Source organism: Pleomorphomonas sp. NRK KF1, from assembly GCF_023721755.1.
Lineage (GTDB): Bacteria > Pseudomonadota > Alphaproteobacteria > Rhizobiales > Pleomorphomonadaceae > Pleomorphomonas.
In genome coordinates, this window is sequence record NZ_JAMDLH010000001.1 from 1,015,056 (window position 1) to 1,027,751 (window position 12,696).

A 12,696-nucleotide genomic window follows, 5' to 3' on the forward strand; every position below is an offset into this window, starting at 1 on the left:
AGTGCAGGACCGGTCGATTCAACTTCCCCCTAGTATTGCCAATAACCTTACTCTGTGGTGACAGTTTTTATTGTACGTCATCGCACTGTTACATTTTCAGACCGGCAAGCAAAAGGCTGCGGAAGTTACCTTTCATAAATGGATGGGCGATTAGCTTTCTTTGCCACCAATCGCCAAGAGTCTAATTGACATGCCCCTCCTCAACACCCGCGGCAAGCTCCTGCATCGCATTATCTTCATCGCGTCGCTGATCGTGATCGCGAGCTTTGCTCTCTTCTCCACGACCATCTACGTGCTGGAGAGACAGGATCTGAGGGACAACGTCGCCCGCACGCTGGCAACGACCGGGGCCAGCGTTGCCTCCGGCACAGGCAACTGGTTCCAGGGCCGTCTGCTGATCGCCACCCAGGCCGCCGATTCCATCGGCGGCTCCAAGGAGGTGCTCGGTCTGGTTCTCTCGGGCAAGACGCTGAGCTCGGAGTTCCTGTCGGTTTATCTCGGCGAGGAAAACGGCGCCTTTACCATCTCGCCCAAGGCTGAAATGCCCGCCGATTACGACCCGCGCAAGCGTCCCTGGTACATCGATACCGCCAAGGCGATGTCGACCCAGCTGACCGAACCCTATGTCGACCTGGCGACCAACAAGGTGGTCATCTCGGCCTGCGTTCCCGTCAGCGCCGACGGCAAGATGATCGGCGTGTTCGGCGGCGACTTCGCGCTCGACGCGCTGATCGATCGCATCAAGGCGTCCAACTTCGGCGGTATCGGCCAGGCGTTCCTGGTCTCCGCGGATGGCAAGATACTCGTGCATCCCGAGGCAAGCCTGGTGGGCAAGCCGCTGTCGGACGCCTTTGCCGGCCTATCGGCGCCAACCACCGGCAACATGGTTGAAACGACGTTCGCCGGCCGCAACCACGTCGCCAGCTTCGTCGCCATCGAGGGCCTGCCGGTCAAGTGGTATGTCGGCGTCGCCGTCGACAGCGACATGGCCTATGCCAGCCTGAACCGGCTGGGAATCACCGCGCTTGTGGCGACCATCGCCGCTACGGTCCTGCTGCTGCTTGCCCTCGGGTTGGTCCTGAAGCGCGTCGTCGCCGAGCCTATCACGGCCATGACCGCCGCCATGCGCTCGCTGGCCGCCGGAAATCTCCAGACCGACATCCCTTGCCTCAATCGCCGCGATGAGATCGGACACATGGCGGCCGCCGTGGCCGTCTTCCGGTCCAATGCCGAAGAGAGGGATCGTCTGGAAGAAAGCCAGCGGGCTACCGTCGAGGAACGCGAACGTCGGGCCGCGCGCGCCGAGGCGCTGATCGAACACTTCCGCTCCGAGGTGTCTGGAACCATCGGCATGGTCGTCGACGCCGCCCAGCGTCTTGAGGGGTCGGCCGAGGAACTGATGGCCACCGCCGAAGGCAGCGAACGCAGCAGCGGGGTAGCGGCCGCCGCCGCCGAGCAGGCTTCGGGCAACGTCCGTTCCGTTGCCGCCACCTGCGAGGAGCTTGAAGCATCGACCAACGAGATTGCCCGTCAGGTCGGCACGTCTCAGGCCGTTGCCGGCAAGGCGCGCGCCTCGGCCCACGAGACGCGCGAAACAGTCGGCCAGTTGCTCGCCGCCACCGACCAGATCAATCAGGTCGTCAGCCTGATCACCGCCATCGCCGAGCAGACCAACCTTCTCGCCCTCAATGCCACCATCGAGGCGGCGCGAGCAGGCGAAGCCGGCAAGGGCTTTGCCGTCGTCGCCGCCGAGGTGAAGTCGCTCGCCAACCAGACGGCCAAGGCCACCGAGGACATCTCGCGCAAGATCGGCGAGATCAAGCTGGTGTCCGACAACACCGTCAATGCCATCGCCGAGATCGGCGCCATCATCGAGGAGGTGAACAGCGTCTCCGCCAGCATCACCTCGGCCGTCACCCAGCAGACCGGCGCCACCGGCGAGATTACCCGCAACATGCAGGAAGCCGCGCGCGGCAACAGCGATCTGTCGCGCACCATCGTCGAGCTCAGCAACGGCGCCGCGACCACCCGTTCCGAGGCGCGCACGGTGCTCGACGCGGTCACCTCGCTGAAAGCCTCCTCGGTCGACCTCGGGCACAAGGTGGAAAGCTTCCTCGCCGAAATCGACGCCGCCTGAGCCTTCGCCCCCGACTGAAACCTGTGGCCCGGCCGCTCATAACGGTCGGGCTTTCGCTTGAGTGAACGCCCCTTTGCATCAATGACGGGGATTCTCCTGTTCACTCGGATTCCCTGCCCTTGCCGGAGCCGCAAAACGCCTCTATCAGGGGGGCTTATGATAACGAAAGCCGCCAATCCCTACGGATTCAGCCGCCCGCACCTCCTCGGGATCGAAGGTCTTTCCCCGCCGGAGATCGTCGACCTCCTCGACCGCGCCGAAGACAACATCGAACTCGGCCGGCAACCCTCCAAGAAGCGCGACAGCCTTCTGGGTCGTACTCAGATCAATCTCTTCTTCGAGAACTCGACGCGCACGCAGTCGTCCTTCGAGCTGGCCGGCAAAAGGCTCGGCGCCGACGTGATGAACATGGCGGTCGGCCAATCGTCGGTGAAGAAGGGCGAGACGCTGATCGACACGGCCATGACGCTCAACGCCATGAACCCCGACGTCATCGTCGTCCGCCACAACGCCTCGGGAGCGGTGGCCCTGCTCGCGCAGAAGGTCGACTGTTCCGTGGTCAACGCCGGTGACGGCAGTCATGAACACCCGACCCAGGCCCTCCTCGACGCCTTGACCATCCGCCGCCACAAGCAGCGCATCGACGGCCTCGTCGTCGCCATCTGCGGCGACGTCGCCCATAGCCGCGTCGCCCGCTCCAACGTGCTGCTGCTGACCGCCCTCGGCGCCCGCGTCCGCCTCGTCGGCCCGTCGACCCTGGTGCCCGGCGCCTTCCGCGAGATGGGCCTCGAAACCTTCACCTCGATGCGCGAGGGACTTCGGGATGCCGATATCGTCATGATGCTGCGCCTGCAGCGCGAGCGCATGCAGGGCTCCTTCGTGCCGTCGGTACGCGAATACTTCCACTACTGGGGCCTCGACGAGGAGAAGTTGTCCTATGCCAAGCCCGACGCCCTCGTCATGCATCCCGGCCCGATGAACAGGGGCGTGGAGATCGATCCGGCCGTCGCCGACGGTCCTCAAAGCCTCATCCGGGAACAGGTGGAGATGGGCGTCGCCATCCGCATGGCGGTGCTCGACGCGGTCGTGAATGCCCGAGGAAACGGTGGGGAGGCTTTCCCATGAGCCGGATGGCGCAAGCCCGCCCGCTGCTGCTCAAGAACGCTCGCGTCGTCGACCCCTCGCAAGGTCTCGATGGCCTCGGCGCAGTGCTGATGGTCGAAGGCCGCATTGTTGCCGCCGGCCCGTCGGCCAACAACAACGGCGCTCCCGAGGACACCGAGACCGTCGACTGTCGCGGCCTCGTGGTCGCGCCCGGCCTCGTCGACCTTCGCGCCCATGTCGGCGAACCCGGCCACGAACACCGCGAGACGTTCGCCTCCGCCGGTCGGGCAGCAGCAGCCGGTGGCATCACCACGCTCATCGCCATGCCCGACACCGATCCCTGCATCGACGATCCGGCCCTGGTCGATTTCGTGGCGACGCGCGCCCGCCGGACGTCGGCCGTGCGCGTACGCGTCATGGCGGCTCTGACCAAGGGACAGGCCGGCGGCGAACTCACCGAGTTCGGCCTTCTGAGCGAAGCCGGCGCCGTCGGTTTTACCTCGGGGCGCGGCGCCATCGCCAATGCTCAGGTCCTGCGCCGTGCGCTGACCTATGCCAAGGACTTCGGCGCCCTCGTCTGCAATCGGCCGGAGGACGCGACGCTGAAAGGCGCCGCCGTCATGAACCTGTCGGAGACGGCGGTCCGCCTCGGCCTGCAAGGCATTCCCGCCGAAGCCGAAACCACCATGCTCGCCCGCGATCTGCGTCTCGCCCGCCTCGCCGGCGGTCGCTACCACGCATCTTTGCTGTCGGCCGCCGAGTCGCCGGAGCTGATGGCCTGGGCCAAGGACCGGGGGATCGCCGCGACAGCCTCCGTCTCGGCCGCGCACCTGACGCTGAACGAACTGGACATCGGGGCCTACCGCACCTTCTTCAAGCTGTCGCCCCCGCTGCGCGCCGAAGCCGATCGGCTCGCCCTCGTCGACGCGGTGAAGACCGGCGCCATCGACGTCATCGTCTCCAACCACGATCCGCAAGACGTCGAGACCAAGCGTCTTCCGTTTGCCGAGGCCGCCGACGGCGCCATAGGCCTCGAAACCTTCCTGTCGGCCGGTCTCCGGCTGGTGCATGGAGGATCGTTGACGCTGCTGCGGCTGATCGACGCCATGTCGACGCGCCCGGCCGAGATCGCCGGTCTCGACGCCGGAACGCTCCGGAAGGGAGCGCCCGCCGATGTCGTCGTATTCGACCCGGAGGAACCCTGGGTACTCAACGCCAAGGACATTCTCTCCAAGGCGAAGAACACGCCCTATGACGGCGCCCGCTTCACCGGACGCGTCCGCCGCACCTATGTCGGCGGTTCGCTGGTGTTCGAGCGCTGAGATCCCAACAGAGTGACGCACACCCGGTAACCGGTCACCTATATTCAAGATTGCCGAGGGCATCATGTTCGAGTCAGCCTCTCCCTGGGTCGCCTACCTCGTCGCTGCGCTTGTCGGCTACGGCCTTGGTTCCATTCCCTTCGGTCTGCTGCTGACGCGGGCCGCCGGTCTCGGCGACGTCAGGGCCATCGGTTCGGGCAACATCGGCGCCACCAACGTTCTGAGAACCGGCAACAAGAAGCTGGCCGCCGCAACGCTGATTTTCGACCTGCTCAAGGGAACGGCGGCGGTCCTGATCGTGCGCGCGTTGATGCCGACCGTGCCGGAGGCGGCCACGCTCGCCGGCGTCACCGCCTTCCTCGGCCACCTCTTCCCCGTATGGCTCGGCTTCAAGGGCGGCAAGGGTGTCGCCACCTACATCGGCGTGCTGCTTGGCCTGTTCTGGCCGGCGGTTCTAATCTTCGCCGGCGCTTGGATCGCCGTCGCCTATTTCAGCCGCTACTCCTCCCTTGCCGCCCTTATCGCCACCGTGGTGGTGCCCCTCTCCCTCTGGGGCCTCGGTGAGACCATGTTGGCCACCGTGCTCGCCCTGCTCACTGTCATCGTCTGGATCAAGCATCACGCCAACATCCGACGCCTTCTCTCCGGCACCGAGGGCAAGATCGGACACAAGGGATGAAAGCGTCGGAACGCGCGGTCGAACTATCCGACTCTCAGCGTGTCTGCTGGCTACGGCTCATCCGCTCGGAGAACGTCGGGCCTGCCACATTCCGCAGCCTGATAAACCACTTTGGCTCGGCCGAGGCGGCGCTTGAAGCGCTGCCGGCACTTGCCCGGCGCGGCGGATCGACTGCGCTTTCGATTCCCTCGGTCGCCCAGGCCGAGGGCGAAATCGAACGAACGCTGGCCCACGGCGCCCGGCTCGTTGCCATTTCCGAGCCTCTCTACCCCGCCTATCTGCGCCAGATCGCCGCACCGCCGCCGCTCGTCACCATACGCGGCGGCTCCCGAGAACTATTCGCGCGGCCGACGGCCGCCATCGTCGGCTCGCGCAACGCCTCCCTGGTCGGTCACAAGATGGCCGAGCGCATCGGCCGGGGCCTTGGCGAGGCCGGTTTCGTGGTGGTCTCCGGCCTTGCACGCGGGATCGACGGCGCCGCCCACAGGGCGTCTCTCGACACCGGCACCGTGGCGGTGATTGCCGGCGGCATCGACCACGTCTATCCCGAAGAGCATGGCCCGCTGATGGAGGAGATCGTCAACCGGGGCGGCGCCGTCCTGACCGAAATGCCATTCGGCTGGAATCCGCGCGCCAAGGATTTCCCGCGCCGCAACCGCATCGTCTCCGGCATGAGCCTCGGCGTCGTCGTGGTGGAGGCCGCCGCCCGATCCGGCACGCTGCATACGGCGCGCTACGCCCTCGATCAGGGTCGCGAAGTGTTCGCCGTTCCCGGCTCGCCGATGGACCCGCGCGCCGAGGGCACCAACCGGCTGATCCGCGATGGCGCCACGCTGACCCGTTCTGCCGACGATGTCATCGCCGTACTCCGGCCAATGCTTGAAAACGACGCGCCCTCTTTCCTGGAACTGCGGGAAAGCGGCAATGACGGCGTGGCGCCGGACAGTGTGGGCACCGAAAGCCGCGCCTCGGTGATCAACGCGCTCGGCCCGGCGCCGGTCGCAATCGACGAGGTCATCCTGCATACCGGATTGCCGGCCGCTGTCGTGTCCGTGATCCTGCTCGAACTCGATTTGGCCGGGCGCATCGAGCGGCACGGCGGTCAGTTGGTGTCGCTGATACGCTGAAAGGCCGGCCGCCAAGAGGCAGCGGCGACAACACACCCGGTAGTTGCCACCATGGCGGCCGATCCATTTCAAGAAGAGCGCCGATCTTGCCTGCCTCAAGCAGCCGAACTCCCCTCGGCGCCAGGCTGGCATCGTGCCGATGGGCGGCACGCCGCCGACGGCATCTCTGGCTCGACCCTTGCTTAATCCGGAGGTCGCACTTAAAGAGGGCGAAGCTTTTTTTCCAGAAATTGTCCGGCGCACCTGAATGAACCTCGTGATCGTGGAGTCGCCTGCCAAGGCGAAAACCATCAACAAGTACCTCGGCCGCGACTATACGGTGCTGGCTTCCTACGGCCACATCCGCGACCTTCCGGCCAAGGACGGTTCCGTCCTCCCCGATGACGATTTTGCCATGAGCTGGGAAGTCGATGGCAAATCGGGCAAGCGCGTGGCCGATATCGCCGCCGCTCTGAAGGGGGCCGACAGACTCATTCTCGCAACCGACCCCGACCGCGAGGGCGAGGCGATTTCCTGGCACGTGCTTGAAGTGCTCGGCGCCCGGCGCGGTGCTCTCAAAGGCAAGACCATTCAGCGCGTGGTCTTCAACGCCATCACCAAGCAGGCCGTGCTCGATGCCATGGCCAAACCGCGAGACGTCGACCAGCCGCTGGTGGAAGCCTATCTCGCCCGCCGTGCGCTCGACTATCTGGTCGGATTCACGCTGTCGCCGGTCCTCTGGCGCAAGTTGCCGGGCGCGCGCTCGGCCGGCCGCGTGCAGTCGGTGGCCCTGCGCCTCGTCTGCGACCGCGAGAACGAGATCGAAGTCTTCAAGCCGCAGGAATACTGGTCGGTTCTCGCGCGCCTCGCCAATCCGGCCGGCGACGAGTTCGACGCCCGCCTGTCCGAGTGGAAGGGCAAGAAGATCGGCCGTCTCGATGTGACGGACGGAGTCACCGCCAACGAGATCCGCGCTTTCCTGAACAGCGCTTCGTTCTCGGTGACCGACGCCGAGCAGAAGCCCCAGAAGCGTCATCCCTTCGCGCCCTTCACCACCTCGACGCTGCAGCAGGAGGCCTCGCGCAAGCTCGGCTTCTCGGCCCAGCGCACCATGCAGGTGGCACAGCGCCTCTACGAAGGCGCCGACATTGGCGGCGAGACGGTCGGCCTCATCACCTACATGCGTACCGACGGCGTCCAGATCGCCCCTGAGGCAGTCAATGCCGCCCGCCAGGTGATCGTCAAGGAATACGGCGAGCGCTATCTTCCAGAGAAGCCGCGCTTCTATTCCACCAAGGCCAAGAACGCCCAGGAAGCGCACGAAGCCATTCGTCCGACCGATCTCGCCCGCCTGCCCAATACAGTGGCCCGCTACCTGGAAGCCGACGAGGCGCGTCTCTACGAACTGGTCTGGAAGCGCACCATCGCCAGCCAGATGCAGAGCGCCGACTTCGAGCGCACCACCGTCGACATTACCGCCAAGAGCGGTTCGGCCTCGGCCGGCCTTCGGGCCACCGGCTCCGTGCTCAAGTTCGACGGCTTCCTCGCCCTCTATCAGGAAAGCCGCGACGACGAGGAAGACGAGGATGGCTCCCGCCTGCCGCCGCTCTCCGTCGGCGACGCGCTGGGGCGCAAGTCCGTAACGGCCAGCCAGCACTTCACCGAACCGCCGCCGCGCTACACCGAGGCGACGCTGGTCAAGAAGATGGAAGAGCTCGGCATCGGCCGTCCTTCCACTTATGCGGCGACGCTCGCCACGCTGCGCGATCGCGACTACGTGACGATCGACAAGAAGCGGCTCGTTCCCTCCGACAAGGGGCGGATCGTCACCGCCTTCCTCGAAAGCTTCTTCACGCGCTACGTCGAGTACGATTTCACCGCCAGCCTTGAGGAAGACCTCGACCGCATCTCGGCCGGCGAAGCGGAATGGCGCGAGGTGCTGCGGCGCTTCTGGACCGACTTCAACACCCGCGTCGGTGAGGTGAAGGAGCTCCGGGTTGCCGAGGTCATCGACGCCCTCAACGAAGACCTCGCCGCGCACATCTTCCCCGATCGCGGCGACGGGTCCGATCCGCGCTCCTGCCCCACCTGTGGCACTGGTCGGCTGTCATTGAAGCTTGGTCGCTTCGGCTCGTTCATCGGCTGCTCCAACTACCCGGAATGCCGTTACACCCGTCAGCTCGGCGGCGACGGCGAAGCGGACGCCGCTCTCGGCGAGAACGGCGTCAAGCTGCTCGGCACCGATCCGGAGACCGGCCTCGACGTCACGCTGCGCTCGGGCCGCTTCGGTCCCTATGTCCAGCTCGGCGAAGAGGGCAAGCCGAAACGCGCCTCCCTGCCCAAGGATTGGACGGTCGAAAGCATCGACCTCGAACGCGCCTGCCGCCTGCTGTCGCTGCCGCGCACCGTTGGCGACCATCCGGAAACCGGCAAGCCGATCGAGGCCAACATCGGACGCTACGGCCCCTATGTCAGCCATGACGGCACCTACGCCAATCTCTCGTCGGTCGACGAGGTGTTCGACGTCGGTCTCAATCGCGCCGTTGCGGTTCTCGCCGAGAAGAAGGAGCGTGGCGGCCGGACGCGCGCCACGCCGGCCGCTCTCAAGAGCCTCGGCGAGCATCCGGCATCCGGAGGCGAGATCACCGTGCGCGACGGGCGCTATGGACCGTATGTCGCATGGGGCAAGATCAACGCCACCCTGCCGCGCGGCAAGGATCCTCAGTCGGTGACGATCGAGGAAGCCGTGGCGTTGATCGCCGACAAGGCGGGCAAGGCGCCGAAAGCAAAACCAGCCAAGGCGTCCAAGGCCGCAGCGAAGGCGACGGCCGGGAGCGACGACGAAGGCAAGAAGAAAGCGCCGGCGAAGGCCAAGGCGGGTGGAGCCGCCAAGAAGGCGGCAGCCAAGCCCAAGGCGTCGAAGGCAAAGCCCACCTGAGCCTGAGGCTCGGGGGGCTCGCCGTCGGATCGGTCTGGCCACCGATCATTTACAATTTTATCGTTTTGATTGCCTAAATCCTTACATTCCTCCTATACTGTTGAACGATGACGGCCTTCGCCTCGTTCAATGGTCTAGAAGAACGACAATGTACGGTGAGATCCTGCGGACGCTCCTCAACAGGCCCGTCCAATCCGAGCGCGACGTCAGGTATTTTGCCTTCCGCCTTGCTGCGATCTGCTTCGTCATCGCCATGGTCGCCGATTCCGCCCTGCAGCTCATCGCCTTTCACGGCTGGCTGAACCTGCTGCGCGGGTGGGCGATCACGATCGTCGTTATCGCGCTGGTTGCCTATCCGATCGGCAGGTACGTCGGAACGACGCGCCTGGAGCACCACCGCACCAAGCTCAAGCTCAACGAGAAGAACCTCGCCGACAGTCTCACGGGTCTGAGGAACCGCACCTCCCTGCCCATCGATTACGATGCCGCGCCGGAAAGCCGCCGGCTCCTGATCCTTGTCTCGCTCGACCGCTTCAAGGCGGTGAACGAGCGATATGGTCACGTGGTCGGAGATCGGGTTCTGATCCGCGCCGCTCGTACGATCGCCGAGGAACTCGGCAATCTCGGCAGCATATATCGTACCGACGGCACCGAGTTTGCCGTGCTTGCGGTCGGGTATGCCGTCGCCGAAGCCAAGACCCAGGTCCTGGCCCTTCTTGCCCGAATCGAGGGCAGTAACTTCGGCACCCTGGAAAAGCCGGTTTGCCTGACGGCATCTGCCGGGATCGCCGAGGCACCGGCCGCGACCACCTTTACGCAGGCCTTCGCAGCCGCCGACGCCGCGCTCGAATCCGCCAAGGCCACGGGCCGGAGCCGCGTCTGCCTCGCCTCGGAACCCGCCGCGCCCGGTATCGTCGAGGGCGACGAAGTCGTCTGGAGCTCGGACTTGCCTCCCCCGCCCAAGCGCGGCCGCTCCCATCGCTCCTGACATCGCGCCGCAGACCCCGTGAGTCCGCCGTCCGATTGCGAGGCTGGCCTTGCATCGCCATCTGTGGTCTATGTCGCCACATTCTCAAGCCACAGGGAACATCCGCTTGGCTCGCAAGCCCCGACCGATCGATGAACCAGCCACGCCGACCCGTGAGGCGATCCTCCGTTTCGTTTCGGAGCATCCCGGCAAGGGAACGAAGCGCGACATCGCCCGCGCTTTCGAGGTGCATGGTGAAGGCCGCGTCGTTCTGAAGCGCATCCTGAAGGAGCTCGAGGGCGAAGGCCTCATCGAGCGCCGGCACCGCCGCTTTGCCGAGCCGGGTTCTCTCCCGGCGGTGCTGGCCTGCGACATCGTCAGCCGCGACCGTGACGGCGATCTTTACGCCGAACCGGCCGAATGGGATCCCGATCGCGGCCCCAGGCCCCGCTTCGTGGTCGTCGCCGTGCGCCGCCGACGCGGCGAGCACGGCCCGGCGGCCGGGCTGGGCGACCGGATACTGGCCCGCGTCGTCGATCTGCCGGATGGCTACGAAGGTCTGGCCAAGGCAGGCCTTCGCGTCATGAAGGTGCTGGAAAAGAAGCCGGAGGGCGTGCTCGGCATCCTTCGGGTGACCGACGGCGGCGCCCGCTTGATGCCGATTTCCAAGAAGCAGTACGAAGAACTCGTCGTCGACGCCGCCGATCTCGGCTCGGCGCAGGACGGCGATCTCGTCTCCGTCGACGTCATCCGCTCCGGTCGCTTCGGCCTCAGCCGCGCGCGGGTGCGCGAGACCATCGGCAATCTCCGCTCGGAAAAAGCGGTGTCGATGATTGCCATCCATGCCAACGACATCCCGCACGTGTTCCCGGAGGCGGTGATCCGCGAAGCCGACGCGGCCAAGCCGGCGACAATGACGAACCGCGAGGACTGGCGCACTCTCCCCCTCGTCACCATCGACCCGCCGGACGCCAGGGATCATGACGACGCCGTCCACGCCGTCGCCGACGAGGACTCGGCAAATGTCGGCGGCTATGTCGTCACCGTCGCCATCGCCGACGTTGCCGCCTATGTTCGCCCGGATTCCCACCTTGATCGCGAGGCGCTGAAGCGCGGCAACTCGGTCTACTTCCCCGACCGCGTCATTCCCATGTTGCCGGAGCGCATCTCCAACGACCTCTGCTCGCTGAAGGAGGGCGTCGACCGGCCCGCCCTCGCCGTCCGTATGGTGTTCGGGGCCGACGGCCGCAAGAAGAGCCACACCTTCCACCGCATCATGATGCGCTCGGCGGCCAAGCTGTCCTACATCGAGGCACAGACGGCGATCGACGGCTCGCCGAACGAGCGCACCGGACCGATCCTCGACAGTGCGCTGAGCCCCCTCTGGGCGGCCTATGAAATTCTCGCCGAGGCACGCGATGCGCGAGGACCGCTCGAACTCGACCTGCCCGAGCGCAAGGTGCTGTTGAAACCCGACGGCACCGTCGACCGCATCGTCACGCCTGAACGGCTGACCGCCCATCGGCTGATCGAAGAGTTCATGATCCAGGCCAACGTGGCGGCCGCCGAAACCCTGGAAAAGCGCCGGACACCGCTGCTCTATCGCGTGCACGATCAGCCCTCGCTCGCCAAGCTGGAGTCGCTGCGCGAGTTCCTGGCGACGCTCGACATGAAACTGGCCAAGCAAGGCAACATCGAACCGGAGCTGTTCAACCGCATCCTGGAGAGGGTGGACGGCACGCCGCAGGCCTACCTCGTCCACGAGGTGGTGCTGCGCTCGCAGAGCCAGGCCGAGTACTCACCTGTCAACATCGGCCACTTCGGCCTAAACTTAAGGAAATACGCCCACTTCACCTCGCCGATCCGCCGCTACGCCGACCTCGTGGTTCATCGCGGGTTGATCACTGCGCTCGGCCTTGGCGAGGATGGACTTCCGAATGGCGCCGAGGACGTGTTGCCGCGCGTCGCCGAGGAGATCTCGGCGGCCGAACGGCGCGCGATGCAAGCCGAGCGCGAGACGATCGATCGACTGATCGCCGGCTGGCTTGCCGATCGCGTCGGTGCGATCTTCAAGGGGCGCATCGCCGGCGTCACCAAGGCGGGGCTGTTCATCCGCCTCGACGAGACTGGCGCCGACGGTTTCATTCCCATCTCGACACTGGGCGCCGACTACTTCGCCTTCGACGAGGCGCGGCATTCGCTGATCGGGTCGCGGAGTGGCGAAACCTACCGGCTCGGCGACAGGGTCGAGGTCCGCCTCATTGAGGCGGCCCCGTTCGCCGGCGCCCTGCGCTTCGAGATGGTCTCGGAGGGCAGCGCCGGCCGGCCGCTCGGACGCGCCGCCGCAATGCGCGCTGCCAAGGCACGCAAGGACCGCGAACGCAAGGAGCGGATGGGCAAGGTGAGGCGCGGACGATAGGACCGCCCGCGCCGGCGACCCGCC

The 12,696-nt window shown here is 65.9% G+C and carries 8 protein-coding genes; all 8 read left to right on the forward strand.

All coding sequences use genetic code 11. The features are described from left to right. The first annotated feature begins 190 nt into the window (after positions 1-190). The 8 genes from M4J39_RS04685 (at position 191) to rnr (ending at position 12,672) form a co-directional block, all read left to right on the forward strand. The gene (locus M4J39_RS04685; protein ID WP_251726622.1) at positions 191-2,137 is read left to right on the forward strand and encodes a methyl-accepting chemotaxis protein; all 1,947 of its coding nucleotides are present in this window, start codon (positions 191-193) and stop codon (positions 2,135-2,137) included. 156 nt (positions 2,138-2,293) lie between these two features. Further along, a complete protein-coding gene (locus M4J39_RS04690) occupies positions 2,294-3,262 on the forward strand; it encodes an aspartate carbamoyltransferase catalytic subunit (RefSeq protein WP_251726623.1) in 969 nt (322 codons plus the stop codon). Then, positions 3,259-4,563, forward strand: a complete 1,305-nt coding sequence (locus tag M4J39_RS04695) for a dihydroorotase (RefSeq protein ID WP_371875384.1) — start codon at positions 3,259-3,261, stop codon at positions 4,561-4,563. Before M4J39_RS04690 ends, M4J39_RS04695 begins: the two co-directional genes overlap by 4 nt. 64 nt (positions 4,564-4,627) lie before the next feature. Continuing rightward, positions 4,628-5,242 carry a glycerol-3-phosphate 1-O-acyltransferase PlsY gene (gene plsY / locus M4J39_RS04700; protein ID WP_251726624.1) on the forward strand — a complete coding sequence of 205 codons (615 nt, stop codon included), beginning with the start codon at positions 4,628-4,630 and terminating at the stop codon, positions 5,240-5,242. Beyond that, the gene (gene dprA / locus M4J39_RS04705; protein ID WP_251726625.1) at positions 5,239-6,369 is read left to right on the forward strand and encodes a DNA-processing protein DprA; all 1,131 of its coding nucleotides are present in this window, start codon (positions 5,239-5,241) and stop codon (positions 6,367-6,369) included. The genes plsY and dprA overlap by 4 nt, the downstream gene beginning before the upstream one ends. A 247-nt stretch (positions 6,370-6,616) precedes the next feature. Then, positions 6,617-9,286 (forward strand): type I DNA topoisomerase, encoded by a 2,670-nt coding sequence (gene topA, locus M4J39_RS04710; protein ID WP_251726626.1) that lies wholly within the window; start codon positions 6,617-6,619, stop codon positions 9,284-9,286. A 148-nt stretch (positions 9,287-9,434) separates the two neighbouring features. Continuing rightward, positions 9,435-10,274, forward strand: a complete 840-nt coding sequence (locus M4J39_RS04715) for a GGDEF domain-containing protein (protein ID WP_251726627.1) — start codon at positions 9,435-9,437, stop codon at positions 10,272-10,274. 70 nt (positions 10,275-10,344) lie between these two features. Beyond that, positions 10,345-12,672 carry a ribonuclease R gene (gene rnr / locus M4J39_RS04720; protein WP_371875397.1) on the forward strand — a complete coding sequence of 776 codons (2,328 nt, stop codon included), beginning with the start codon at positions 10,345-10,347 and terminating at the stop codon, positions 12,670-12,672. Positions 12,673-12,696 lie beyond the last annotated feature (24 nt).

What these genes read in the sequence shown, in the direction of transcription:
- M4J39_RS04685 (WP_251726622.1), top strand. Translation starts at nt 191, where the DNA reads ATGCCCCTCCTCAACACCCGCGGCAAGCTCCTGCATCGCATTATCTTC.
- M4J39_RS04690 (WP_251726623.1), top strand. Translation starts at nt 2,294, where the DNA reads ATGATAACGAAAGCCGCCAATCCCTACGGATTCAGCCGCCCGCACCTC.
- M4J39_RS04695 (WP_371875384.1), top strand. Translation starts at nt 3,259, where the DNA reads ATGAGCCGGATGGCGCAAGCCCGCCCGCTGCTGCTCAAGAACGCTCGC.
- plsY (WP_251726624.1), top strand. Translation starts at nt 4,628, where the DNA reads ATGTTCGAGTCAGCCTCTCCCTGGGTCGCCTACCTCGTCGCTGCGCTT.
- dprA (WP_251726625.1), top strand. Translation starts at nt 5,239, where the DNA reads ATGAAAGCGTCGGAACGCGCGGTCGAACTATCCGACTCTCAGCGTGTC.
- topA (WP_251726626.1), top strand. Translation starts at nt 6,617, where the DNA reads ATGAACCTCGTGATCGTGGAGTCGCCTGCCAAGGCGAAAACCATCAAC.
- M4J39_RS04715 (WP_251726627.1), top strand. Translation starts at nt 9,435, where the DNA reads ATGTACGGTGAGATCCTGCGGACGCTCCTCAACAGGCCCGTCCAATCC.
- rnr (WP_371875397.1), top strand. Translation starts at nt 10,345, where the DNA reads ATGTCGCCACATTCTCAAGCCACAGGGAACATCCGCTTGGCTCGCAAG.